Annotated in this window: 25 protein-coding genes; 12 read left to right on the forward strand and 13 right to left on the reverse strand. The window is 65.8% G+C overall.

The features are described 5' to 3' along the window. Nucleotides 1-21: 21 nt before the first annotated feature. From ACVCMC_RS05295 to ACVCMC_RS05320, 6 genes are all read left to right on the forward strand, one after another. A complete protein-coding gene (locus ACVCMC_RS05295; RefSeq protein ID WP_447098928.1) occupies nt 22-891 on the forward strand; it encodes an MBL fold metallo-hydrolase in 870 nt (289 codons plus the stop codon). A 66-nt stretch (nt 892-957) separates the two neighbouring features. Further along, nucleotides 958-2,640 carry a TIGR01244 family sulfur transferase gene (locus ACVCMC_RS05300; protein WP_447098929.1) on the forward strand — a complete coding sequence of 561 codons (1,683 nt, stop codon included), beginning with the start codon at nt 958-960 and terminating at the stop codon, nt 2,638-2,640. A 7-nt stretch (nt 2,641-2,647) separates the two neighbouring features. Further along, nucleotides 2,648-3,022 (forward strand): ArsR/SmtB family transcription factor, encoded by a 375-nt coding sequence (locus ACVCMC_RS05305; protein WP_447098930.1) that lies wholly within the window; start codon nt 2,648-2,650, stop codon nt 3,020-3,022. Between the two features lie 16 nt (nt 3,023-3,038). Further along, nucleotides 3,039-3,818, forward strand: coding sequence for a sulfite exporter TauE/SafE family protein (locus ACVCMC_RS05310; RefSeq protein ID WP_447098931.1), 780 nt, complete (start codon nt 3,039-3,041; stop codon nt 3,816-3,818). Between the two features lie 19 nt (nt 3,819-3,837). Continuing rightward, nucleotides 3,838-4,587, forward strand: a complete 750-nt coding sequence (locus tag ACVCMC_RS05315; protein ID WP_447098932.1) for an MBL fold metallo-hydrolase — start codon at nt 3,838-3,840, stop codon at nt 4,585-4,587. 88 nt (nt 4,588-4,675) lie between these two features. Then, on the forward strand, nt 4,676-5,107 hold the full coding sequence (locus ACVCMC_RS05320; RefSeq protein WP_447098933.1) for a YgaP family membrane protein: 432 nt from the start codon (nt 4,676-4,678) through the stop codon (nt 5,105-5,107). Nucleotides 5,108-5,131: 24 nt separating this feature from the next. On the opposite strand, the gene ACVCMC_RS05325 is transcribed toward ACVCMC_RS05320, so the two are convergent. Beyond that, the gene (locus tag ACVCMC_RS05325) at nt 5,132-5,515 is read right to left on the reverse strand and encodes a DUF302 domain-containing protein (RefSeq protein ID WP_447098934.1); all 384 of its coding nucleotides are present in this window, start codon (nt 5,513-5,515) and stop codon (nt 5,132-5,134) included. A 449-nt stretch (nt 5,516-5,964) separates the two neighbouring features. On the opposite strand from ACVCMC_RS05325, the gene ACVCMC_RS05330 reads away from it, so the two are divergent. Further along, nucleotides 5,965-6,978, forward strand: coding sequence for a DNA-binding protein (locus ACVCMC_RS05330; protein WP_447098935.1), 1,014 nt, complete (start codon nt 5,965-5,967; stop codon nt 6,976-6,978). Between the two features lie 30 nt (nt 6,979-7,008). Here the strand turns inward: ACVCMC_RS05330 and ACVCMC_RS05335 are convergent, their stop codons facing one another. Beyond that, a complete protein-coding gene (locus ACVCMC_RS05335) occupies nt 7,009-7,281 on the reverse strand; it encodes a hemerythrin domain-containing protein (protein WP_447098936.1) in 273 nt (90 codons plus the stop codon). Between the two features lie 224 nt (nt 7,282-7,505). Between ACVCMC_RS05335 and ACVCMC_RS05340 the strand changes: the two genes are divergently transcribed. Continuing rightward, nucleotides 7,506-7,700 carry a hypothetical protein gene (locus tag ACVCMC_RS05340; RefSeq protein WP_395118438.1) on the forward strand — a complete coding sequence of 65 codons (195 nt, stop codon included), beginning with the start codon at nt 7,506-7,508 and terminating at the stop codon, nt 7,698-7,700. Nucleotides 7,701-8,547: 847 nt separating this feature from the next. Further along, a complete protein-coding gene (locus tag ACVCMC_RS05345) occupies nt 8,548-9,081 on the forward strand; it encodes a VOC family protein (protein WP_447098937.1) in 534 nt (177 codons plus the stop codon). Here ACVCMC_RS05345 and tadA read toward each other — a convergent pair. From tadA to guaB, 3 genes are all read right to left on the reverse strand, one after another. Next, complete coding sequence (gene tadA, locus ACVCMC_RS05350; protein ID WP_447098938.1) at nt 9,078-9,566, reverse strand: tRNA adenosine(34) deaminase TadA; 489 nt, start codon at nt 9,564-9,566, stop codon at nt 9,078-9,080. The genes ACVCMC_RS05345 and tadA overlap by 4 nt on opposite strands. 79 nt (nt 9,567-9,645) lie before the next feature. Next, on the reverse strand, nt 9,646-11,223 hold the full coding sequence (gene guaA / locus ACVCMC_RS05355; protein WP_447098939.1) for a glutamine-hydrolyzing GMP synthase: 1,578 nt from the start codon (nt 11,221-11,223) through the stop codon (nt 9,646-9,648). 265 nt (nt 11,224-11,488) lie between these two features. After that, on the reverse strand, nt 11,489-12,946 hold the full coding sequence (gene guaB, locus ACVCMC_RS05360) for an IMP dehydrogenase (protein WP_395118430.1): 1,458 nt from the start codon (nt 12,944-12,946) through the stop codon (nt 11,489-11,491). Nucleotides 12,947-13,192: 246 nt separating this feature from the next. On the opposite strand from guaB, the gene ACVCMC_RS05365 reads away from it, so the two are divergent. Next, entirely contained in the window at nt 13,193-14,098 is a 906-nt protein-coding gene (locus tag ACVCMC_RS05365; protein WP_447098940.1) for a cation diffusion facilitator family transporter, read from the forward strand. 9 nt (nt 14,099-14,107) lie between these two features. Here ACVCMC_RS05365 and folD read toward each other — a convergent pair whose 3' ends face one another. Then, on the reverse strand, nt 14,108-14,977 hold the full coding sequence (gene folD, locus ACVCMC_RS05370; RefSeq protein WP_395118426.1) for a bifunctional methylenetetrahydrofolate dehydrogenase/methenyltetrahydrofolate cyclohydrolase FolD: 870 nt from the start codon (nt 14,975-14,977) through the stop codon (nt 14,108-14,110). 84 nt (nt 14,978-15,061) lie between these two features. Between folD and ACVCMC_RS05375 the strand changes: the two genes are divergently transcribed. Beyond that, nucleotides 15,062-15,625, forward strand: a complete 564-nt coding sequence (locus ACVCMC_RS05375; RefSeq protein ID WP_447098941.1) for a GNAT family N-acetyltransferase — start codon at nt 15,062-15,064, stop codon at nt 15,623-15,625. Between the two features lie 10 nt (nt 15,626-15,635). Here ACVCMC_RS05375 and der read toward each other — a convergent pair whose 3' ends face one another. The 7 genes from der to ndk form a co-directional block, all read right to left on the reverse strand. Beyond that, on the reverse strand, nt 15,636-17,039 hold the full coding sequence (der, locus tag ACVCMC_RS05380) for a ribosome biogenesis GTPase Der (protein WP_447098942.1): 1,404 nt from the start codon (nt 17,037-17,039) through the stop codon (nt 15,636-15,638). A gap of 18 nt (nt 17,040-17,057) precedes the next feature. Next, on the reverse strand, nt 17,058-18,257 hold the full coding sequence (gene bamB / locus ACVCMC_RS05385; RefSeq protein WP_447098943.1) for an outer membrane protein assembly factor BamB: 1,200 nt from the start codon (nt 18,255-18,257) through the stop codon (nt 17,058-17,060). Nucleotides 18,258-18,265: 8 nt separating this feature from the next. Then, nucleotides 18,266-18,916 carry a YfgM family protein gene (locus tag ACVCMC_RS05390; RefSeq protein ID WP_395118419.1) on the reverse strand — a complete coding sequence of 217 codons (651 nt, stop codon included), beginning with the start codon at nt 18,914-18,916 and terminating at the stop codon, nt 18,266-18,268. A 145-nt stretch (nt 18,917-19,061) separates the two neighbouring features. Further along, the gene (locus ACVCMC_RS05395; protein WP_447098944.1) at nt 19,062-20,039 is read right to left on the reverse strand and encodes a helix-turn-helix domain-containing protein; all 978 of its coding nucleotides are present in this window, start codon (nt 20,037-20,039) and stop codon (nt 19,062-19,064) included. A 20-nt stretch (nt 20,040-20,059) separates the two neighbouring features. Then, nucleotides 20,060-20,848, reverse strand: a complete 789-nt coding sequence (gene pilW / locus ACVCMC_RS05400) for a type IV pilus biogenesis/stability protein PilW (protein WP_447098945.1) — start codon at nt 20,846-20,848, stop codon at nt 20,060-20,062. Next, complete coding sequence (gene rlmN, locus ACVCMC_RS05405; protein ID WP_395118413.1) at nt 20,838-21,968, reverse strand: 23S rRNA (adenine(2503)-C(2))-methyltransferase RlmN; 1,131 nt, start codon at nt 21,966-21,968, stop codon at nt 20,838-20,840. Before rlmN ends, pilW begins: the two co-directional genes overlap by 11 nt. 138 nt (nt 21,969-22,106) lie before the next feature. Then, the gene (gene ndk / locus ACVCMC_RS05410) at nt 22,107-22,532 is read right to left on the reverse strand and encodes a nucleoside-diphosphate kinase (protein ID WP_395118411.1); all 426 of its coding nucleotides are present in this window, start codon (nt 22,530-22,532) and stop codon (nt 22,107-22,109) included. 236 nt (nt 22,533-22,768) lie between these two features. On the opposite strand from ndk, the gene ACVCMC_RS05415 reads away from it, so the two are divergent. Beyond that, on the forward strand, nt 22,769-23,380 hold the full coding sequence (locus tag ACVCMC_RS05415; protein ID WP_395118409.1) for a TetR/AcrR family transcriptional regulator: 612 nt from the start codon (nt 22,769-22,771) through the stop codon (nt 23,378-23,380). Nucleotides 23,381-23,442: the final 62 nt, after the last annotated feature.

A 23,442-nucleotide genomic window follows, 5' to 3' on the forward strand; every position in this document is an offset into this window, starting at 1 on the left:
TCTTTGTTTGAGGAACGTCCCATGCAACAACACCCCGAGGTCCAGGCGTTCTTCGACGAGGCGACCAACACCTTCAGTTATGTCGCGTGGGATCCGGCCACGCGCAAGGCAGCTATCCTCGATGCCGTACTGGACTTCGACCCGGTCTCCGGTCGTACCCGCCACGGTTCGGCTGACAAGCTGATTGCTTTCGTGCAGGCGCAAGGGCTGGAAACCGAGTGGGTGATAGATACCCACGTGCATGCCGATCATCTGTCCGCCGCGCCCTACGTGCAGGCGCGTCTGGGTGGAAAGCTCGGCATCGGCGAGCACATCCGCGCCGTGCAGAAGACTTTCGGCAAGCTGTTCAACGCGGGCACCGATTTCCAAGGTGACGGCAGCCAGTTCGACCATCTGTTCGCCGACGGCGAACGCTACCGCGTGGGCGGCATCGAGGCGGTCGCGCTGCACACACCTGGCCACACGCCCGCATGCATGACCCACGTGATCGGCAATGCCGCTTTCGTTGGCGACACGCTGTTCATGCCCGACTACGGCACCGCGCGTTGCGACTTTCCTGGCGGCGACGCGCGCACGCTGTACCGCTCGATTCGGCGCATCTTCGCGCTGCCGGACGCGACGCGCGTCTTCCTGTGCCACGACTACAAGGCGTCCGGGCGCGAGCAGTTCGCGCACGAGACGACCGTGGGCAAGCAGCGCCGCCACAACATCCACGTGCGCGAGGAGATCGACGAGGATCAGTTCGTGCGGCTGCGCTCGGAACGCGATGCGGCCCTGTCGATGCCCCGGCTGATGCTGCCATCGGTGCAGGTGAACATGCGCGCCGGCCACCTGCCGCCGGCGGAGGACAATGGCGTGCGCTATCTGAAGATTCCGCTGGACGCGTTGTAATCACCGGGCCGTCGCGGCGACCTGACCGCCCGCGGCCTGTCGCGGGCCACTTCCGAGGAGCAAATCATGGCGACCAAGAAGGTTTCGGAACACCTGAGCGTGTCGGCACAGATCGAAGTGGCCGACGTCGGCACGCTCGCCGGTCAGGGTTTCACCGGCATCATCAACAATCGCCCGGACGGCGAGGCCCCGGACCAGCCGACCAGCGCGATGATCGCCCAGGCCGCTGCGGAGGCAGGCCTGACCTACCGGCACATTCCCGTGGTTTCAGGTCAGCTGCGTGATGAGCAGGCGGCCGAGTTCGCCGAGGTGCTCGAGGAGGCCAGCGGACCGCTGCTCGCCTTCTGCCGCACCGGCACGCGCTCGATCACCTTGTGGGCGCTGGGTGCCGCGCGCCAGGGGCAGGGCGCGGCGGAGATCCTGGCCACGGCCAACCGCTGCGGGTACGACCTGACGTCGCTGAAACCGCGTCTGGAACGCTCAGCGAGTGGCGGATCGGAGGCAGTGCAAGGGTCGCCGGGCCGAACCGTGGATGTCTTGATCGTCGGCGGTGGATCGGCAGGCTGCGCGGTTGCCGCCAGCCTGCGCCGGCGCGATCCCTCCTTGAGCATCACCATCGTCGAGCCGAGCGAAAAGCACTACTACCAGCCCGCCTGGACGCTGGTCGGGGCCGGCTTGTTCGATACGGCGCGTACCGAGGTGGCGACCGCCCAGATCATCCCCGCCGGCGTGAAATGGCACAAGGGTGCCGTTGCCGCGTTCGAGCCCGACCGCAATGCGGTGGTGCTGGCCGACGGCGCCCGGCTGGGCTACCGGTATCTGATCGTCGCGCCGGGTCTGGTCCTGCGCTGGGAGCAGATCGAGGGTCTGGCCGAGACGCTCGGGCGAAACGGCGTGACATCCAACTATCGATTCGACCTGGCGCCCTACACATGGAAACTCGTTCGCGAGTTGGCCAGCGGTCGCGCGCTGTTCACCCAGCCGCCGATGCCGATCAAGCGCGCCGGCGCGCCGCAGAAGGCGATGTACCTCTCGTGTGATCACTGGTTCCGCAACGGCCGCACCGCTGCCATCGAGGTTCAGTTCCGCAGTGCCGGCGCCGTGCTGTTCGGGGTCAAGGAATTCGTGCCGCCATTGATGGAGTACGTGCGCAAATACCAAGCCCAGCTCTGCTTCAATTCCAACCTGTTTGCGGTCGATGGCGCAGCGCGCAAGGCTTGGTTCGAAGACAAGGATACCGCCGGCGGCACCACGCGCCATGCGGTGGATTTCGACATGTTGCATGTCGTGCCACCGCAGACTGCGCCGGACTTCGTGCGCTCCAGCCCGCTCGCTGATGAAGCCGGCTGGCTGGCGGTGGATCCGCAGACGCTGAGACATCCCCGCTACGCGAACATTTTCAGCCTTGGTGATGTCTGCTCCGCACCCAACGCCAAGACTCTGGCGGCCGTGCGCAAACAGGCCCCGGTCGTGGCCGAAAACCTGCTCGCCAGTCTGCATGGCCGCCACCGGCACGCCGTCTATGACGGCTATGGTGCCTGTCCACTGACGGTCGAGAAGGGCCGAGTGGTGCTTGCCGAGTTCGGCTACGGAGGCAAGTTGATGCCCAGTTTTCCGCTTGATCCCACCAAGGCCAGCCGACTGGCCTGGCTGCTGAAAGCCAACATTCTGCCGCCGGTGTACTTCCACATGGTGGTGCGCGGCCACGAGTGGCTTGCCAAGCCGGAGATGGTGGACGGACCCGCATGAGACACTCATGAAATCCGGCCGTCCCGTTGCAGCGCCGGGCTCACAGCGTAAGCGCGCCTTGCCACGTCCCGCGGAAGTGCTTTCGTCCGAAGCGATGCACCGCCACTCCGAGGAGGCGATTGCGTTGCTCAAGGGCATAGCCAGCCACAATCGGCTGCTGCTGCTCTGCCAGCTGGTGGAAGGCGAGCGTTCGGTCGGCGAGCTTGCGCAGGTGCTAAAGCTCTCCCAGAGCGTCGTCTCGCAGCACCTGGCGCTGCTGCGACGCGACCGCATCGTCAACGGACGTCGCGAGGCTCAATCGATCTACTACCGCATCAGCGACGAGCGCGCGCGTACGCTCATGACAACTTTGTTCGAGCTTTTCTGCATGCCGCAGGATTGAGCCATCTGGAGTGTCCATGGAACCCGTTCTTCTGACCCAGGCCTTGCTGGCCATCGTGTGTGGCTCTCTGGTCGGCTTTTCGCTGGCGCTGATCGGCGGTGGCGGCTCGATTCTGGCCACGCCGCTGGTGCTCTATGTGGTCGGCGTGCACGACCCGCACGTGGCGATCGGTACCAGCGCGCTGGCGGTGGCGGTGAATGCCTTCGCCAACCTGGTACCTCATGCGCGCGCCGGACACGTCCGCTGGAAGGCGGCCTTCATGTTTGCAGCGACCGGCGTGGTCGGCGCTTACCTGGGATCGAGCCTGGGCAAGGCGATCAACGGGCAGCACCTGCTGGTGCTGTTCGCACTGCTCATGCTGGTGGTCGCCGGCCTGATGTTGCGCGGACGGCGTAACGGCGAGGTGGATCGCTACCCGCTGCCGCACGTCTATCCGCGTCTGGGCGCTGTGGGCCTCGGCGCTGGCGGTCTGTCGGGATTCTTCGGCATCGGCGGCGGCTTCCTGATCGTACCGGGGCTGATGTTCGCCAGCGGCATGGAGATCATCAACGCAATCGGCACGTCGTTGTTCTCGGTGGGCGCCTTCGGGCTGACCACCACCTTCAACTATGCCGCCTCCGGCCTGGTCGATTGGCGCGTGGCGACCGAGTTCATCGGCGGCGGCATCGTCGGTGGCTGGCTGGGTGCGCTGGGCGCCCGACGGTTGGCGAAGACGCGCGGGGCGCTCAACCTGATCTTCGCCGCGGTGATCGTCGTGGTGGCCATCTTCATGCTCTACAAGTCGTTGCATGCCTGAGAGCGCGCAGGAGGCTATCATGCTGTTCCGTCAGTTGTTCGAACCGCTCTCCAGTACCTACACCTACCTGCTTGGCTGTGAGGACACCGGCCAGGCGGTGTTGATCGACCCGGTCGTCACGATGATCGAACGCGACTTGGCCGAGATACAGCGTTTGGTTCTGACCCTGGCATGGACGATAGACACGCACATCCACGCCGACCACATCACCGCGGCACGCGAGCTCAAGCAGCGCGTGGGCAGCCGCATCGCAGCGCCTGCGTTCGACCGCCTGCCATGTGCCGATGCAGGAATCGAGGAGGGACGTCCGTTCGAAGTCGGCAGCGTGCCACTTCAACCGCTGCACACACCCGGGCACACGGACGGCCATTTTGCCTACCGCCTGGCTGACCGCGTGTTCACCGGCGATGCGTTGCTGATCGACGGCTGTGGCCGCACCGATTTCCAGAACGGCGACGCCGACGCCTTGTTCCGCAGCGTGCGCGAGAAGCTGTTCGTGCTGCCGGGCGAGACGCTGGTCTACCCCGCGCACGACTACCAGGGCCGCTACGTTTCCTCGGTAGCGCAGGAGCAGAGCCGCAATCCGCGCCTGGGCGGTGACCGAACACTGGACGAGTTCCGGGCGATCATGGCCGGGCTCAACCTGCCTTACCCAAAGTTCATCGACCACGCCGTCCCCGGCAACCGGCAATGCGGAGTGTGCCCGCAGGATTTGCCCGAGCACCTGCGCGAATACTGCGCGAAGATCGCCCACAGCCCGCAGGGGTGAGGCGCGCTGGCACAGGGCGGACCTTCTCACGGGGCTGTTGATGGCCCAGGTGCGACTATTGCGCCGTCACGCGCGCGAGGTGCCCACTATGAATGATTCGACCGTTTCCGCAGCATCGAGCAGGAGCGACGCGGACCGCGTTCGCCGCTCCACATCCGCGGACATCAATCGCGAGATCGACCGGCAGACTGAAGCCAACATCCACCGCTACAGGCAGCTGGATCGCGCACAGATTACGGGCCGCATACAGGCCCTGGATGCCGAGTGGGATGTCGAGCGCGTTCTGGAGGTCAATGCCTCCACTCTGGCACTGTCCGGCCTCGTGCTCGGCGTGACGGTTGACCGCCGGTGGCTCTGGCTGACCGGCATCGTGTTGCCGTTCCTTCTGCAGCATGGCTTGCAGGGCTGGTGCCCGCCATTGCCGGTGTTGCGCCGACTAGGCATTCGCACTCGCGCGGAGATCGACCGCGAGAAGTACGCTTTGCTGGCTGCGCTCGACGATCGCCAGTCGGTTCACTGATTGACGGACAAGCCCGCGGGCGTGTCAAACCGCCTCATCGATGATGGCGCGCATGGTCTGCTCCACCTCGCGCGCGGCCGAGGCCACCGCCTGGTCGTTCGATACCAACGACAACAGATCCGTCGGGGGAACCATGCCGATGCACGTGCGGCCATCCTTCTGGTAGATGGAGAGCCGGCATGGAAGGACCAGGTTGAGTGTCATGTCCATCCCCAGCACCTGCGCCGCCTGGCCGGGATTGCAGACTTCCAGCACGAGGCAGTCATTCTCAAGCGTGTAGCCTTTGTCAGCCAGGGTGCGACGGAAGTCGTAGTGGTGCAGCAGCCCGAAGCCATGCCTTCGGATGCTTTCCTGCACAGCTTCGAAGGCCTCTTCTGTCGGTTTCGAGGTCGGCTTTTCGTAGATCATGCGTGGACTCCGGCAGCGGTTCATCTAAGCGCCGCTGAGCGTTTCCCAGTTGCGCGCGTGCGGGCGCCATCAATTATTCCGATGATCCAGCTTCAAGCGTGACGATGGCTTGATGATATGTCGTCTTAACTGTCCCGTGCGACACCAAGACTACGGCGCGGCAATGGCGACCCTTGGCAAAGGCGTCGTCAATCTGACAAACGACAGCGCGGCCAACGGGTGACGACCAACGTCGCTGGCTATTCCCGACGGGAAAGCGGCGGGCCGTTTCGTATCTATTCTGGCGGCTGCGACCAGTCCGGAAGTCGCTAGGCGGCATAATTCAACATTATCCCATTTCATATTCGCGCCGCCTCTAGCTGAATGCTTGCTGTTGTTTGTAATGTAATTACATGGTATGTAACACAGTACGTTAAAAAGGGGAGAGCACGGGTATGGCGCGTGCGGGCTTGTACAAGACCGAAGTCCAGAAGGCGCGCGATAGCCTCATCGCGCAGGGCAAGCACCCGTCCGTGGACGCCGTCCGTGTGGCCCTGGGCAACACCGGCTCAAAGACCACCATCCACCGTTACCTCAAGGAGCTGGAAGCGGAGGTAGCGACGGCGTCGACCTCCGACATCGTTATCAGCGATTCGCTGCGCACCTTGGTCGCCCAACTCTCAAGACGCCTTGCCGAGGAGGCCGACACTCGGATCGCCGAGGCCAAAACCAAGTTCGACGCCGCCGCTCAGAAGGCTGCCGAAGCGCTGGGCCATCAGGAACGCGAGGGTCGGGCGCTGAGCGATCGCCTACAGCGGACGGAGACCGCCCTGCAGGAGGAAAAGCGCGCCCATGAGGAGTCGCGGGGGCAACTGCACGAACGCGCCATCGCGATCAGCACCCTAGAAGAGCGGGCCATCGGCCTGGAGGCGCGGCTGGCCGAACAGGTCGCCCATGCCCAGTCGCTGGAGGGGAAGCACCAGCAGGCACGGGAGGCGCTGGAGCATTTCAGGCAGTCAGCCAAGGAGCAGCGGGAGGCCGAAGCACGGCGCCACGATCACCAGGTGCAGACTTTGCAGATCGAACTTCGCCAAGCCAATGAACTTGTATCCACTAAGAATCACGAGGTCATGCAGCTCAATCGCGACAACGCACGACTCACCGAACTACATGGTCACAGCGAAAACGCACTACGGACCTTGCGCAGGGAGTACGAGCAGGCGGCACGGACAGCCAAAGACGTGCCGCGGCTCAAAAAAGAGGCTGAAACCCTGGAGCAGAAGTGCGCCCAGGTCACGAACGAACGTGACCAACTCCGCGCCGATGTCGAACGCTACGTCGCGGAGCTGGCGGCCGAGCGCCATGCGCGTCTGGCAGATATCGAAGATCAGCGGCGGCGCGAGGCGCGTCTGACCGCGATCGAGGAATTCTTGGGCGAGCTCAAATCCAAGGAGCCCGTCAGCGAGCCATCCGAGTCGGAATGACGATCGGTCATGGCGCATCAAGCCGCCAATTTAGGAAATCGAAGGATCAAGAGGGGTTACGAGCGCAATTGCCGGTTTTTGGGCGAATCCCTGCCGACCCTCTGCATCGTCCTTCGTACCGGCCTTCCTGAAGGCGGGATAGAAGATCTCTTCCTCGATCGTGGTATGGACCTCCAGGTCGACGCGGATTTGTGCGAGCAGCTCGCTGCGCGTCTTCGCGGCGCGGGTGGTCGTTTTCGCAAGCTCGGCGAGCAGTTCCTTGACCTTCTTGTGATCGGCTTTCAGCAGTTGGATGGCATCCACGGGGCGCTCCGGTTCTGGCGGGGGAGGGAGTGGCGAGCATTCCATCCCAGGCGTGAATCCGGTGTCCCGCGAAGGCCCGGCCATCATCACGCCATCGCAGCGAATCGGGCCTGATCCGGCCATCGGCAGCGGGGCCCGCGACCGCGCGTGCACGCCGGCCCCACCGAGGCTTCACCCGGCAAAACGCAGGCTGCCATCGTTCCCTCCACACACGAGCAGCAGGCATGGCAACCCACGACCGCAAAGACCGGCAACATCCCGGGCGCAAGAACGACAGGGAGCCACCGGAGACTCCCGAAACGCGGCGGCAACGCAAGAAGAAGGAAAGCGAGAACCAGGACGAGGCACTGGAGGAAACCTTTCCGGCCAGCGATCCTGTCTCGCCGTTCATCCCGTCCAAACCGCCGGAACCGGATTGAGCGAGAACATCGCCGACAACGGAGTACGCGCACAACTGCGCATGACCCAGGTCGAACACCTCGACCAGGCAAGAACGATGTCCTTTGAAGGCGATGGCTCTTCCAACGTCCGGAAGAAGCTGATTGGCACCTGGCGAGGCAGCGGCGGAGAGGGTCGATGCGCCGCTGGAGGACGGTTGCCGTGGAGGCTGTCGCCTTCTATCTTTAATTTCGCATAATGTATATTATGTAAAATATAGAATACATCATCGAGGCATCGACCTCCACACGCTATCGGCACGTGCTCTTGTCGATCTCGGTCGACTCTGTGCCGGGCACACGCTCGCGAAAGAACGGCATCTAGCGCCGGGCGCCCATTGTGGCTGGCGGACCTTCACCCTCGCCGACCTTGCGGCGTTGGCGAGAGGCAACCCTCAGGCGCTGCCCATTGTCCGGGTCGCTCTCGTGCGGCCGACCCGCTGCAACCAGTCGTAACCGTCGTCGGAACTCAGTCCGCCCATGCTCGCGGTGTCCTGACGGGAGGCGTCGCGACTGGCACGGCCGGAGACGCCGCGCTGATGGTGCTGGTATGGCTGCCGCGGTTTCTGTCTGTTGTCGCGTGTCATGGTGTTGAGTCCTGTGGACGAGGCAATGACCGGTCAACGAGCACACCGGTCCGGGCGTGACCAGGGAATCAGGCCGGAATGGCCCGGGATCAATGGCGCTGCGGTGATCGCACCGTTCCCGGCAAGAAACAGCGGTGGGCTGGCGGACTGTTCGCCCGGGGAAACACACCGGTCATCAGTCACGGGTTTTGCCGAGGGGGATCGGCACCATCTGGCTGCCGAGTTCTTCGGAAATCCCCGCCATGAACAACAAGATCGTGTTCTTCCTGTGGCTCGTCGCCGCCGGCCTGCTGGCGACCCTGCCGGCAGGCGCGCGCGCAGCGACTCTGGGCGATGGCGACTACGCCAGGATCGGCGTGCCGGATCTGCGGCAGGCCTCGGCGTTTTTCCACGACGTGCTGAATTGCCGCCCGGTTGGCGACCCCGCGCCAATCGCGGCGGGGGCATCAGGCTCCCGCCTGCTTTCCTGCGGCAGCGGTTCGATGCTGGAATTGTTCGTCGAGCGTGGCCACTCCCCTGCCCGCGGCTCGGCCGCCACCGGCGAGACCTTGCAGTTCCTCGCAGATGGCACCCTGCGCACCGATGCCTGGCTTCGGCAGCGTGGCGTCATCGTCAGTGGCGCACCACACCGGCTGACTTCCGGTCCGTGGGCTGGCCGCATGGCGCTGGACTTCGTGGCGCCCTGGGGCATGCGGATGCGGCTGCTCGGCAGCAAGCCGCCGGATACCGCCTACGGTGATATCGACACCGTGGCGGCGGCGCCGCGCGGCCACTAGCGCCTGGCGCGGAAGAAGTCGCGCAGCATGCGGGCCGATTCCTCGGCCAACAGCCCCCCGGCCACCTCGATGCGATGGTTGTGCCGCGCGTCGATCAAGGTATCGAACACGCTGCCGGCCGCGCCGGTCTTGGGATCGGCGGCGGCATAGACCACGCGGCTGATGCGTGCGTGGATCAGCGCCATCGCGCACATCGAGCACGGTTCCAGCGTCACGTACAGCGTGGCGCCGGACAGCCGGTGGTTGGCGAGCTGCTCGCCGGCGGCGCGCATGGCCATCACCTCGGCGTGGGCGGTCGGATCGTGCAGGGTGATGTTGCGATTCCAGCCCAGCCCCACGACTTCGCCGTTCAACACCAGCACTGCCCCCACCGGCACCTCGTTCTCGCTGTCGCGGGCGTGCGCGGCCAGTTGCAGCGCACGCTGCATGTGGCGCACATCGGCGGGTGAGAAATCACTTGAGGTTTCCGATTTTTCGTCTTTCATCTCAATAAGTTGCCGACTTTATCTGGGAAAGATTGGAGCCAAGCTGGCCTTTCCCGACATACGCAAGCCATTGATTTGCCTATTCCCACTCGATCGTGGCGGGTGGCTTGCCGCTGATGTCGTAAACAACGCGAGAAACACCACGCAACTCATTGATTATTCTATTTGAAACCCTGCCAAGAAACTCGTACGGGAGGTGCGCCCAGTGAGCGGTCATGAAGTCGATGGTTTCCACCGCGCGCAAGGCGATCACCCATTCGTAGGCGCGCGCGTCGCCGACCACGCCCACCGACTTCACCGGCAGGAACACCGCGAACGCCTGGCTGGTCCGGTCGTACAGGTCCGCCTTGCGCAACTCCTCGATGAAGATCGCGTCGGCGCGCGCCAGCAACTCGGCATATTCGCGCTTCACCTCGCCGAGGATGCGCACGCCCAGGCCCGGCCCCGGGAACGGGTGGCGATAGACCATTTCACGCGGCAGGCCGAGCTCCACGCCGATGCGGCGCACTTCGTCCTTGAACAGCTCGCGCAGCGGTTCGACCAGTTTCAGCTTCATGTGCGCCGGCAGGCCGCCGACGTTGTGGTGGCTCTTGATGACGTGGGCCTTGCCGGTCTTGCTGCCGGCCGACTCGATCACGTCGGGGTAGATCGTGCCCTGCGCCAGCCACTTCACCTTGCTGCCGTCAGCGGTGATCTTGCCCGACTCCTCGTCGAAGATCTCCACGAACAGGCCGCCGATGATCTTGCGCTTGGCTTCCGGATCGGAGACGCCTTCGAGTGCCTCGAAGTAGCGGTCGGCCGCGTTGACGCGGATCACCTTGACGCCCATGTGCTCGGCCATGGTGGCCATCACTTGGTCGCCCTCTTTCCAGCGCAGCAGGCCGGTGTCGACGAACACGCAGGTAAGCCTCGCGCCGATCGCCTTGTGCAGCAGCGCGGCCACCACCGAGGAATCGACGCCGCCGGAGAGGCCGAGCAGCACGTGGTCGTCGCCGACCTGCTCGCGCACGCGGGCGATCTGGTCGTCGATGATGTTGGCTGGCGTCCACAGCGTGGCGCAACCGCATATCTCGGTGATGAAGCGCTTGAGCAGCGCCCCGCCCTGCTTCGTGTGGGTCACTTCCGGGTGGAACTGCACGCCGTACCAGCGCTTGTCGTGGTTCTCCATCACCGCCGCCGGAATGCGCGCGGTGGTGCCGGTGACCACGAAGCCCGGCGGCACGCGCGACACGTGGTCGCCGTGGCTCATCCACACGTCCAGCCGGTGCGCGTCCGCGTGGTCGGTGAGGCCCTCGAACAGTCGGCTGGTGCCCGCAATGTCCACTTGGGCATGGCCGAACTCGCGCTGGTCGGCCGCCTCGGTGGCGCCGCCCAGCTGCGCGGCCAGGGTCTGCATGCCGTAGCAGATGCCGAGGATCGGCACGCCCGCATCGAACACTTGTTGCGGCGCCTTGGGCGCGCCCGGGAGCGTGGTCGATTCCGGCCCGCCGGACAGGATGATGCCCTTGGCGCCGAACGCGGTGATCTCGCCCGGATCGTGGTCCCAGGCCCAGATCTCGCAATACACGCCCAGCTCGCGCACGCGCCGGGCGATCAACTGCGTGTACTGCGCACCGAAGTCGAGGATGAGTATTTTGTGGGAGTGGATGTTGGTCATGGGCGGCGGACGGGTATCGGGAAAGGATGGGCCAACGAGTGCGACGGGTGACGGAAGCTGCATGCCGGTCGCCGCGGCGAAAGCAGGAAGCTACGCGAGGCGACGATTCCCCATGCCCGTCATCCCGGCGAAAGCCGGGACCCGGTGACTTGTGCCGCGACGCTTGGGAAGGCGCTGGACCCCGGCTTTCGCCGGGATGACGGCGGTGTGGTACGGCGTGTGGCGGGAGGGGCGGGCATGGTAATGACCACCCTTCCCGGCCGGATCACGAGTTCAAGCGGTAATTCGGCGCTTCCTTGGTGATCTGGATATCGTGCGGGTGCGCTTCGGTGACGCCGGCGGAGGTGACCTTGACGAACTGCGCCTTGCTGCGCACGTCCTCGACGGTGGCCGCGCCCAGGTAGCCCATCGACGCGCGCAGGCCGCCGATCAACTGGTGGATGATGTTGCGCAGCGGCCCGCGGTACGGCACGCGGCCCTCGATGCCCTCGGGTACCAGCTTGTCGGCGTCGGCCTCGTCCTGGAAGTAGCGATCCTTGGAGCCGAGCTGCATCGCGCCGATCGAGCCCATGCCGCGGTAGCTCTTGTACGAGCGGCCCTGGAACAGCTCGACCTCGCCCGGGGATTCCTCGGTGCCGGCGAACATCGAGCCCAGCATCACGCTGGATGCACCGGCCGCCAGGGCCTTGGGGATGTCGCCGGAGTAGCGGATGCCACCATCGGCAATCAGCGGAATCTCGTCCTTCAGCGCGGTGGCGACCAGGTCGATCGCGGTGATCTGTGGCACGCCGACACCGGCAACCACGCGAGTGGTGCAGATCGAGCCGGGGCCCACGCCCACCTTGACCGCGTCCACGCCCACGTCGAGCAGTGCCCGCGCCGCCTCGCCGGTGACGATGTTGCCGGCCACCACCTGCACCTGCGGATAGTGCTTCTTGACCCAGGCCACCCGGTCGATCACGCCCTGCGAATGGCCGTGTGCGGTATCCACGACCAGCACGTCGACGCCGGCATCGACCAGCGCCGCCACGCGTTGCTCGGTGTCGCCGCTCACGCCGACGGCAGCACCCACCAGCAGCGCTTCGTGACTGTCCTTGGCGGCATGCGGGTTGTCGCGCGCCTTCTGGATGTCCTTCACGGTGATCAGGCCGCGCAACTGGAAGTCGTCGTTGACCACCAGCACTTTCTCGATGCGATGCTTGTGCAGCAACAGCATCACCTCGTCCTGGCTGGCGCCTTCCTTTACGGTGACCAGCTTGTCCTGGCGGGTCATGATATTGCGCACCGGATCGTCCGGCTTGCGTTCGAAACGCATGTCACGGCTGGTGACGATGCCGACCAGGCGATTGCCCTCGACCACCGGCACGCCGGAGATGTTGTGCGCGTGGGTGAGCCGCAGCACCTCGCGGATCGAGGTCTCCGGGCCGACCGTGATCGGGCTGCGGATCACGCCGGCCTCGAACTTCTTCACCAGCCGCACTTCGGCGGCCTGCTGCTCGGCGGTCATGTTCTTGTGGATGATGCCGATGCCGCCGTTCTGCGCCATGGTGATGGCCAGGCGCGCCTCGGTGACGGTATCCATCGCGGCGGAAACGATCGGGATGTTCAGCCGCAGGCCGCGGGTGAAGCGCGTCGAGGTGTTCACGTCGCGCGGCAGGACGATGGAATGGCCCGGAACCAGGTAGACGTCGTCGTAGGTCAGGGCCTCGGCGAGGATGCGCATGCGAAATGTCCCGCTGCAAAGAGGGAATTATACGTTCCCTTCACTGCCCTCGCCAGCGCCGGACCCGCGCGGCGCGGCCAATGTGATGACATAGCACCGCACCCGGCATGTATCTTGGCGACCTTCGCAGGAGCCGCCGTGCACGCCCATTCCTCTCACGATCACCCCCACGATCACCCTCGCGATCACGCACAGGGACACGACCATGCCCATGCCCATGCGGCCGGTCATCCGCATGCCCACGGCGTGGCCCGTGATGCCGATCGGCGTTATCTGACGATCGCCCTGCTGCTGCTGCTGGGTTTCATGATCGTCGAGGTGGTGGTCGGCATGCTGGCCCAATCGCTGGCGCTGATCTCCGATGCCGGCCACATGCTGACCGACGTCGGCGCGATCGCCCTGGCGCTGGTGGCGATGCGGCTGGCCAGCCGACCGGCGCGCGGCAGCTACACGTTCGGGCTCAAGCGGGTGGAAATTCTCAGCGCGCAGGCCAATGGCGTGACCTTGCTGTTGCTCTCGGCGTGGTTCGTGGTCGAGGCCGTGCGCCGGCTGATCCACCCGCCCGCCGTGCACGGCCTGCTGGTCACCGTCGTGGCGGTGGCGGGCATCGGCGTGAACCTGCTGGCGGTGTGGGCGATGCACAAGGCCAACCGGGAAAGCCTCAACATCCAGGGCAGTTACCAGCACGTGCTCACCGACCTGTATGCATTCATCGCCACGGCGGTGGCCGGCGTGCTGGTCTGGTGGACGGGGTGGAACCAGTTCGATTCCCTGGCGGCGCTGGTGGTGGCGGCGCTGATGCTCAAGGCCGGCATCGGGCTGGTGCGCGACGCCGGCCGGGTTTTCCTGGAGGCGGCGCCGCGCGGACTGGAACCGGACGCGATCGGCCAGGCCATGCACGCCCTGTCCGCGGTCACGCGGGTGGACGACCTGCACGTGTGGGAAGTGACCTCGGGCATGCCGGCGCTGTCGGCACACGTCTTCGTCGAGCTCGACGTCGACTGCCACGACGTGCGCCGCGAACTGGAAGCCATGTTGCGCGATCGATTCGCGATCACCCATACGACCATCCAGACCGACCATGCGGCCAGCGGCCAGGTGGTCGCGACGCCCTGTTCGCTCGACGCGCACGACACCGGCCACCGCAGCTGAGCGAACGACCTAGCCGGCGCTGCCGCGGGCAGCCTGTGCCTCGGCCGCTTCCAGCGTGTTCTCCATCAAGGTGGCGACGGTCATCGGCCCCACCCCGCCCGGCACCGGCGTGATCCAGCTGGCGCGCTCGGCGGCCGGGGCGAACTCCACGTCGCCGACCAGCCGGCCGTCCTCCAGCCGATTGATGCCGACGTCGATCACCACCGCGCCGGGCTTGATCCAGTCGCCCCGCACCAGGCCGGGCTTGCCGACCGCGACGATCACGATGTCGGCCTGGCGCACGAAACTTTCCAGCTCCCGCGTGAAGCGATGGCACGAGGTGGTGGTGCAACCGGCGATCATCAGCTCCAGCACCAGCGGCCGGCCGACGTGGTTGGACACGCCCACCACCACCGCATGCTGCCCGCGCACCGGCCGATCGGTGTGGCCGAGCAGGGTCATCACGCCGCGCGGGGTGCACGGCCGCAGGCCGAACCGGCGCAGCGCCAGCCGCCCCACGTTGACTGCCTGGAACCCGTCCACGTCCTTGTCCGGGTCGATGCGGTCGACCAGCGCGTCTTCGTCGATGTGTGCCGGCAGCGGCGACTGCACCAGGATGCCGTGCACCTGCGGGTCGGCGTTGAGGCGGTCGATCAGCGCGAACAACTCGGCCTGCGTGGTCTCGGCCGGAAGGTCGTGATCGAAGGAACGGAAGCCCACCTGGTGGCAGGCCTTGCGCTTGTTGCGCACGTACACCGTCGAGGCCGCGTCGCTGCCGACCAGCACCACGGCCAGCCCCGGTGCAGGCAGGCCCCGACCGACCCGTTCGGCCACGCGCAGGTGCAGCTGTTCCAGCAGTTCCCGGGCGATGCGTTTGCCGTCGAGTATGCGTGCGCTCATGCTGATCCCTGGCCGTAAAGGATGCATTATCCGGGCTGGACGACATGCGCACAAACGGCAGCGCGCCGGCAACCAGGCAGGCTGATGGAACACGACCCGCAATACACGATCGAGCTGGGCGACGCGCGCGTGCGGTTGCGCCCTTGGAACCACGCTGACGCCGACGCCCTGGTGGATGCCGTGCGCGACTCCGTGGACAGCGTCGGGCGCTGGCTGCCGTGGTGTCGCGCCGACTACGGCCACGATGCCGCCCATGCATGGATCGCGCATTGCCAGGACGGCTGGCAGGCCGGCAACCATTTCGCCTTCGCGGTGCGCAGTGCGGCAGACGGCTCGCTGTTGGGCGGCGTGGGGCTCAACCAGTTCGAGCCGATCCACCGCCGCGCCAATCTCGGTTACTGGATGCGCCAGGCCTGCCAGCGGCGCGGGCTGGCGACGGCGGCGGCGCAGCACGTCGCGCGCTTCGGGTTCGAGCAGCTGGGGCTGATCCGCATCGAGATCGTGGCGCTGCCGGACAACGCAGCCAGCCGCGCCACGGCGCTGCGCATCGGCGCACGATTCGAGTCGATCGCGCGCCAGCGCTTGCTGGTGGAGGGGCAACCGCGGGACGCGGCGGTGTACGGGTTGCTGCGGTCGGATCTTCCCTGAGCGTCGACGATCAGCGCGTGCGCTTGATCAGTTCGCTGAGCCGGCGGCGGGCCTTGTGCTGTTGCTCCTTGGTCAGCACCTTCTTGCGTCCGGCGTAGGGGTTTTCACCCTCGCGGAAGGCAATGCGGACCGGCGTGCCTTCGAGCTTGTAGCGTTTGCGGAAGAAGTTTTCCAGGTAGCGCTGGTAGGCCGGCGCGATGTGCTTGGTGCGCGTGCCGTGGATGACGATGGTCGGCGGATTGGTGCCGCCCGGATGCGCAAAGCGCAGCTTCGGCGCATGGCCGTTGACCAGCGGCGGCTGGTAGCCTTCGTACGCCTTTTCCAGCGTGCGGGTCAGGTCGGAGGAGCTCAGCTCCCTGGTCGCCGACGCGTGCGCGCGCACCACCGCGCGCATCAGCTCGCGCAGCCCGGAACCGTGCAGCGCCGATATGTGCACGCGCTTGGCCCAGTCGACGAACACCAGCCGACGATCCAGCGCGCGCAGGCATTCCTCGCGCTGATAGGCGTCCAGGCCATCCCACTTGTTGAGCGCGATCACCAGCGCCCTGCCCTCGTCGATGGCGTAGCCGATCAGGGTAAGGTCCTGGTCGGCCAGGTTCTCGCGCGCGTCGACCATCATCACCACCACCTGGGCGGCGGCGATCGACTGCAGCGTCTTGATCACACTGAACTTCTCCACCGCCTCCTCGACCCGCGCCTTGCGTCGGATGCCGGCGGTGTCGATCAGGGTGTAACGCTTGCCGTCGCGCTCCAGCGGCACGCGGATCGGGTCGCGCGTGGTGCCCGCGACGTCGGAGACGATCAGTCGTTCTTCGCCCAGCAGGCGGTTGATCAGCGTGGACTTGCCGGCGTTCGGGCGGCCAACGATCGCCACGCGGATACTGCCGTCCTCCGTGGACGGCTCGTTCGCGGCATCCTCGTCCGGCGGCAACAGCGGCAGCACGGCGCGGATCAGCTCGTCGGTGCCGCGACCATGCGCAGCGGAAATCGGCAAGGTGGTGGCCATGCCGAAGGCGGCGAATTCCGCCAGGGCGGCCTGTTCATCCAGGCCGTCGATCTTGTTCACGGCGGCGATGATCGGCTTGCCGCTGCGGCGCAACTCGCCAAGGATCACGTGATCCTGCGGCAGCAGGCCGTCGCGCGCATCGACCACGAAGACCAGCACCTGGGCCTCCTCGATCGCCAGTCGCACTTGCCGCGCGGTAAGGACGTCGATCGCCTCCTCGACACCCGACAGACCACCGGTATCGACCGCGAGAAACGGGCGCTCACCCAGATGGCACGCACCGTAGTGGCGATCGCGGGTGACCCCGGGCATGTCGGCCACCAGCGCGTCGCGGCTGCGCGTGAGCACGTTGAACAGGGTCGATTTGCCGACATTGGGGCGACCGACCAGGGCGACGACGGGCAGCATGGAAACTTCGTCCCGCGATCAGGGCGAGGACAGGCGGTAGGCGCCGATGTGGCCCTTCACGTCCTGGACGTACACGACATCGCCAACCACCAGCGGCTGCGCGCGGATCGCCTTCTTGGAAAGCCGCTCGCGCGCGGCCAACGCGCCGTCGCCGGTCTGCAGCCAGTGCACATAGCCTTCGGCATCGCCGACCACCACGTAGTTGCCCTGCACGGCCGGCCCGGTCAGCCAGCGGTAGCGGAGCGCGTCGTTCTTCCACATGTCGGCGCCGCCGGACTTGTCGAAGGCCCACACGCGCGACTGATCGTCGACGCCGAAGATGGCATTGTATTTCACCGCCAGCGAGGTATAGCTGGAGAACGGATGCGACCACAGCGGGCGGCCACTGGGGCCGTCGATGGCCACCACGTTGCCGTGGTAGGCGGTGCCGTAGAGGGTGCTGCCGTCGAGCAGGATCGCGCCGTCGGCATCGTTCAGACGGTCGATCTCGGTGCGGCCCTCGCCGCTGGCCAGGCGCTGCTCCCACAGCTTGCTGCCGTTGTCCAGGCGCAGCGCGACCAGCAGGCCGTCGTCGCTGCCGAAGAACACCACGCCGTTGGCGACCAGCAAGCCGCCGTTGCCGCGCACGCTCAGCAGCGGCACGTTGCCCTGGTCGTTCACCCACTGGCGCTCGCCGGTGGCCGCGTCAAGGGAATAAACCCGGCCGTTGCTGCCGCGCACGATGACCTGGTTGCCGATGATCACCGGCGAGGCCAGCACCTGGGTATTGAGTTCGGCTTCCCAGCGCGGGCTGCCGTCCTTTGCGTTGACGCCGTAGACGTGGCCGTCCAGCGTGCCCACCGCGAGCAGGTCGCCGCCTACCGCCGGACCGCCGGCATACTGGGCGTCCTTGCGCTTCTTGTCGCCCCAGCCGAACCAGCCGTGCGTGCGCGAACTCTTCGACCACAGCGTCTTGCCGGTCGCCGCGTCGAAGGCGGCCAGCTTGCCGTCGGTGCTGTCGGCGTAGAGCACGCCATCGACCACGGTCGGACGCAGCCGCACGCCACTGTCGCCCGCGCCGTCGCCCACTCGTTCGCGCCACAGTCGCGTCACCTGCACCGTCGGCTTGAAATCCTTGGCCAGCGGCGTCGGCGGCTGCACGTTCTCCTTCTTGAAGGAGTGGCAGCCGGCGAGCGTCAGCAGCGAAACCAGCGAAACCAGCATGGCGCGTTTGATCATGTGAACTTTCATGCACCCTGCTTCCCGGCCACGGCCAGGTCATCGAGTTTCATCTGCAAGGCGCCGCGTTGCGGGGCGTCCTCGCTCAGTGCCGACATGGCCGCCTGGTAGGCCTTGCGTGCATCGTCCATGCGTCCAAGCTTGACCATCGCATCGCCGCGGAGTTCCTGCACCATGCCCTGGAAGCTGCCGGGCGGCACGCGGTCGAGCGTGGCCAGCGAGGCCTGGGCCTGGTCGCGCGCCAATTCGACCCGCGCGATGCGCACCAGGGTCAGCGACTTCAGCGGCTCTTCGGTGGTGTGGCTTTCGGCCCACTCCAGCGAGACCTGGGCCTTGTCCAGTTGCTTGTCCTGCACTTGCTGGCGGGCGCGGTCGCTGACCGCGAACAGCGCATACGGCGATTTGGCGTAATCCTTCATCAACTGGTCGGTCAACTGGGCGGCCACGTCGGGCTTGCCCGACAGCTGCGCCACCTTGGCCTGCTGGTAGAGCTGCGAGGCCGCGCTCTCGTTGCGGGCCTGGTGGTTGCGCCATTGCTGCCATCCGAAGATGCCGACCAGTCCGATAAGAACACCGACAACGATCGAAACGCCGTTCTCGCGCAGCCACTTCTGTACCAACTCGCTCTGTTCGTACTTGTCGTACTCTTCAAATGCCATGCAATCACCGTTCAATAGGCCGCGCACCGCTTGGCGCAGTCCAGCGCGTAAACACAGGTAATGGGTGGATCAGACCCGCCTGGTCGCAGGCGGGCAGTGCGCAAGCATAACCGAATTGGGTCGCCGGCAGCGGCGGCGATGCCGATCAGAGGGCAGTGGCGGAGGCCTTGCCGTCCTGCACTTGCACGCGGAAATGCGCGACGTTGGCGCGGCGGAAATCATCCATTCCCACTGCCTGCCCGTCGATCGCGACCTGGGCGCCGCCGACGTTGCCGATGCTCACGTTCAGCGGCTGGTCGCTGTGATAGACGGCGTGACTGCCCGCCGGCAGCAAACCGTATTCGAGACGCGTGCCGTCGGCACGGGTCACCTCGACCCAGCTCGGCGCGCTGAGCGTCAGCTCCAGCTGATGGCCACCGCTGCCGGCGGCGACCATCGCTGCCGGCGGCGCAGGCACGGCCGGACGAGTGTCGCTGGCGAGGCTCGGGAACGGCGCCATCGAGGCCAGCAACGGCTGCTCTGATGCCGTGTCGGCGGCCGAGGCCTGCACCGGCGCCGCCGGCTGGCGGGCGCGGTCGGCGGCAACCATCGCCGGGGTGCTGGTGCCGGCTTGCTCCTGCTGTGCCACCGGGGCGGCGTCCAGCGGGGCCAAATGGGTGATGTCCCGATCCAGCGTGCTTTTCACGCCGAACCAGAGCGTGGGCACGGCGATCACCAGCGTCAGCACCACGTAGGTGGCCGCAGTGGCGTAGCGGTCGAACAGGAAGCGCGAATGGGAGATGCCGCCACTGGTCACCAGCGGCGCGTCGATCTGGCGGATGCGGTCCACTTCGAGCTGGATGGAGGCGTCGTTGATGCCCAGGTGGCGCCCGTACTTGGCGATGTAGCTGCCCAGGTAGACCTTGGAGTCGGTGCCGTCGTACTGATCCAGTTCCAGCTTGCGCAACACCCGCACCGGCAACCGCAGCGCGTTGGCGCAGGCCTCGAGATCGAGCCCGCGTGCCTCGCGCGCCGCGCGCAGCCGGCTGCCGAAACTCGGCTGGGCCGATTCACCGGCCATCGCTCCCTGCCCCGCTCCATGGGCGAGGGAAGAATGGGTGCCGTCAGGCGCGTGGTCGAACATGGGAGACTGCTGCATGGACGTCATGGGTTGTCGATGGAGTCAAGGGCGTGCGCCTGTTCCGAGTCCGGGAACTGGCTGCGCAGTCGCTTGAGATAATTGCGGGCCCCCTCCGGGTTGCCCATGCTTGATTCGATGTCGTACCCCAGTTTCAGCGCGGCGGCAGTCGGTTTGCCCAGCGCGTCGAAACGCTGCAGGAATGCCCTTGCGCGAAACGCATCTTTCCCCTGGTAAAGAAGGTTTGCGAGCTGGAAGAGTGCCTCGCCATTCTGCGGATTTCGCGCGATGGCGTCACGAAAATCCGCTTCTGCCTTGGTTTTGTCGCCTGCCATCAGCTGGCAGACGCCGGCGTTGGCCAGGGCCTCCGAAGGGGTGGCGTAGAACGGATCGGCCACCGCCTTGCGAAAATAGGTTTCGCCCTCGGCATAGTTGCCCCGCGAACACAGGAACTGGCCGAGGTTGTTGTTCCAGGCACCCTTGGTCGGCTCCAGCGCCACCGCCTTGCGATAGTGCTGCTCCGCTTCGGCCAGCTTGCCGATCCGCGCATCGATGTAGGCGAGGACGGTATGGGCGGGAGCGTAGTTCGGGTCGAACTGGAGCGCCATCTGCACCTTGCTCAGCGCCGTCTGCAGGTCGCCGGTGGCAAGGTAATGCTGGCCCAGTTCGGTGTGGATGCGCGCCGCGTCCGTGGCCTGCTCGGCCTTGCTCTCCTGCGGCAGCGGCTTGCCCAGCGCACCGGTGTTGGTATGCGTGGTGACGCAGCCGGCCAGGGCGAACAACAAGCAGGGAATCACCACCCGGTCAAAGCGCATGCAAAGCCCCCTGGTTCTGCCGTTTGCGAAGTTCGGCGCTGCGCCGGGTACGGTCGGCGACCTGCCCCGCCAACTGGCCGCAGGCCGCGTCGATGTCGTCGCCGCGAGTTCGGCGCAGCATGGTCAGCACGCCGGCATTGAGCAGCTGACTCTGGAAATCGTGGATCGCAGCCGCGTCCGAGCGCGCGAACTGCGTACCCGGGAAAGGGTTGAACGGAATCAGGTTGACCTTGCACGTGGGCAGCTTGCGCATCAGCTTGATGAGCTGGCGGGCGTGCTCGGGCTGGTCGTTGACGCCTTTCATCAAGGTGTATTCGAAGGTGATCGAGGTGCGCGGCTTGCGCGCGACCCAGCGCTGGCAGGCCGCCAGCAGCTCGGCGATCGGGTAGCGCTTGTTGATCGGCATCAGTTCGGTGCGCAGCTCGTCGTTGGCCGCGTGCAGCGACACCGCCAGCGACACGTCGATGGCATCGGACAACTGGTCGATCAGCGGCACCAGGCCGGCAGTGGACAAGGTGACGCGCTTCGATGCCAGGCCGAAGCCCAGGTCGTCGCGCATCAGCTTCATCGCCTTCAGCACGTTGTCGAAATTGGCCAGCGGCTCGCCCATGCCCATCATCACCACGTTGGTGATGCGGCGGTTCTGGTGGGTGACGTTGCCCAGGTACTTCGCCGCCACCCACACCTGGCCGATGATCTCGGCGGTGGACAGGTTGCGGTTGAAGCCCTGCGCGCCGGTGGAGCAGAACTGGCAGTTCAGCGCGCAGCCGATCTGCGAGGACACGCACAAGGTGCCGCGGGTCGGCTCGGGGATGTAGACCGTCTCGATCGCATTGCCCGAATCCATGCCCAGCAGCCATTTGTGCGTGCCGTCGGTGGCGACCTTGTCCAGCAGCGTCTTGGGCGCGCCGATGTAGCAAGCCTCGGTGAGCTTGGCGCGCAGCGCCTTGCCCACGTCGGTCATGTTTTCGAAGTTGTCTTCCAGGTCGTGGTAGATCCACTTCATCACCTGCTCGGCGCGATACGGCTTCTCGCCGATCTGCGTGAAGAAATCACGCAGACCCTGGCGATCGAAATCGAGCAGGTTGACCTTGTTCGAGCTGGCGACAACTGAGTTCAAAGAGTGGCTCTTGTGAAGAGTGCGGCCACGGATGGCCGCTGTTTGATCTTCGCGTTCAGGGACGAACGTACTTGTTTCTACTGTGCGGCCACGAGTGGCCGCTGTCTGATCTTCGCGTTCAAGGATGAACGCACGAAATTAACGCGAAACCACATCCGTCGCCGCAAAGAAATAGGCGATCTCCACCTTGGCGGTTTCCACGGCGTCGGAGCCATGCACGGCGTTGGCGTCGATCGACTCGGCGAAGTCGGCGCGGATCGTGCCCGGCGCAGCTTCCTTCGGGTTGGTGGCGCCCATCAGGTCACGATGGGCCAGCACGGCGTTTTCGCCCTCCAGCACGCTGATCATCACCGGGCCGGAGATCATGAACTCGACCAGGGCCTTGAAGAACGGGCGCTCGCGATGTACGGCATAGAAGCCTTCGGCCTCGGCGCGCGACAGCTGCTTCATGCGGGCGGCGACGATTTTCAGGCCGGCCTTTTCGAAACGGGCGTAGATTTCGCCGATGACGTTCTTGGCGACGGCATCGGGCTTGATGATGGAAAGGGTGCGCTCCAGCGCCATGGGATCTGCTCCGGCTGACGGATTTCGGGAAAAGTGATTGAGCGGGCAACTACCGGCAAAGATAGCCAATTCCGACAAGGAATGAGGATTTAGCCCACTAAAGTCTGACAGATTCTAGCTCATTGGCAAGGATCGCGCAGGCCTGATCCATACGCTCGTTTGACGCCCGGGAAGCGCTTCCCGTATGCTCAAACGATCGTTTGAATCGCGTCAGCTGCCAAAGGACGTCCGCTTCCGTGAACTCGACCAGCTCCACCCGGGATCGCATCCTCGGCACCGCGGAAAAAATGTTCGCCCAGCGCGGCTTCGATGGCGCCTCGCTGCGCCAGCTTACCGCCGCCGCCGGGGTCAACCTGGCCGCCGTCAACTACCACTTCGGCTCCAAGGAGAAACTGGTCGAGGAGGTATTCCGCCGGCGCCTGGACGCCTTGAATGCCAATCGCCTGGCCGCCCTGCACAAGCTGGCCGGCGGCGAGGCCACGCTCGAACAGGTGCTCGCCGCCTACATCCGCCCGGCGCTGGAGCTGTCGCACGACGGCAAGGGCGCCCTGTTCATGCGCGTGCTGGCGCGCGCCTTCGCCGAGCACGACGACAACTTGCGCCGCTTCCTGTCGGAGAACTACGGCCACGTCATGCGCCAGTTCACCGCCGAATTCGCCCGGCTGCTGCCGCACCTGGGCAAGGCCGAGCTGTACTGGCGCATCGACCTCGTGACCGGTGCGCTGACCCACGCCATGTCGGGCTTCGGCATGATCCAGCGCAAGGGCGACGTCAGCGAACAAGAGCATCTTGAGCAGACCGTCCAGCACCTGATCCGCTTCGCCGCCGCCGGGCTGAGCCACCCGTGAACTCGCCCTGCCAGCGCCGCCTGCCCCATTGATCGCACCACCCCTCGCACCATCGGAGAAGC

It is taken from the genome of Rhodanobacter sp. UC4452_H20 (assembly GCF_052978205.1).

Excerpts from the sequence above, each read along its gene's own strand:
- bamB (WP_447098943.1), bottom strand. The coding sequence starts at position 18,257 with ATGATCAAACGCGCCATGCTGGTTTCGCTGGTTTCGCTGCTGACGCTC.
- ACVCMC_RS05325 (WP_447098934.1), bottom strand. The coding sequence starts at position 5,515 with ATGATCTACGAAAAGCCGACCTCGAAACCGACAGAAGAGGCCTTCGAA.
- ACVCMC_RS05345 (WP_447098937.1), top strand. The coding sequence starts at position 8,548 with ATGAACAACAAGATCGTGTTCTTCCTGTGGCTCGTCGCCGCCGGCCTG.
- der (WP_447098942.1), bottom strand. The coding sequence starts at position 17,039 with ATGCTGCCCGTCGTCGCCCTGGTCGGTCGCCCCAATGTCGGCAAATCG.
- ACVCMC_RS05305 (WP_447098930.1), top strand. The coding sequence starts at position 2,648 with ATGAAATCCGGCCGTCCCGTTGCAGCGCCGGGCTCACAGCGTAAGCGC.
- ACVCMC_RS05315 (WP_447098932.1), top strand. The coding sequence starts at position 3,838 with ATGCTGTTCCGTCAGTTGTTCGAACCGCTCTCCAGTACCTACACCTAC.
- pilW (WP_447098945.1), bottom strand. The coding sequence starts at position 20,848 with ATGCGCTTTGACCGGGTGGTGATTCCCTGCTTGTTGTTCGCCCTGGCC.
- ACVCMC_RS05390 (WP_395118419.1), bottom strand. The coding sequence starts at position 18,916 with ATGGCATTTGAAGAGTACGACAAGTACGAACAGAGCGAGTTGGTACAG.
- ndk (WP_395118411.1), bottom strand. The coding sequence starts at position 22,532 with ATGGCGCTGGAGCGCACCCTTTCCATCATCAAGCCCGATGCCGTCGCC.
- ACVCMC_RS05375 (WP_447098941.1), top strand. The coding sequence starts at position 15,062 with ATGGAACACGACCCGCAATACACGATCGAGCTGGGCGACGCGCGCGTG.
- ACVCMC_RS05310 (WP_447098931.1), top strand. The coding sequence starts at position 3,039 with ATGGAACCCGTTCTTCTGACCCAGGCCTTGCTGGCCATCGTGTGTGGC.
- guaB (WP_395118430.1), bottom strand. The coding sequence starts at position 12,946 with ATGCGCATCCTCGCCGAGGCCCTGACCTACGACGACGTCTACCTGGTT.
- guaA (WP_447098939.1), bottom strand. The coding sequence starts at position 11,223 with ATGACCAACATCCACTCCCACAAAATACTCATCCTCGACTTCGGTGCG.
- ACVCMC_RS05340 (WP_395118438.1), top strand. The coding sequence starts at position 7,506 with ATGGCAACCCACGACCGCAAAGACCGGCAACATCCCGGGCGCAAGAAC.
- tadA (WP_447098938.1), bottom strand. The coding sequence starts at position 9,566 with ATGAAAGACGAAAAATCGGAAACCTCAAGTGATTTCTCACCCGCCGAT.
- ACVCMC_RS05320 (WP_447098933.1), top strand. The coding sequence starts at position 4,676 with ATGAATGATTCGACCGTTTCCGCAGCATCGAGCAGGAGCGACGCGGAC.
- ACVCMC_RS05395 (WP_447098944.1), bottom strand. The coding sequence starts at position 20,039 with ATGTTCGACCACGCGCCTGACGGCACCCATTCTTCCCTCGCCCATGGA.
- folD (WP_395118426.1), bottom strand. The coding sequence starts at position 14,977 with ATGAGCGCACGCATACTCGACGGCAAACGCATCGCCCGGGAACTGCTG.
- ACVCMC_RS05300 (WP_447098929.1), top strand. The coding sequence starts at position 958 with ATGGCGACCAAGAAGGTTTCGGAACACCTGAGCGTGTCGGCACAGATC.
- ACVCMC_RS05295 (WP_447098928.1), top strand. The coding sequence starts at position 22 with ATGCAACAACACCCCGAGGTCCAGGCGTTCTTCGACGAGGCGACCAAC.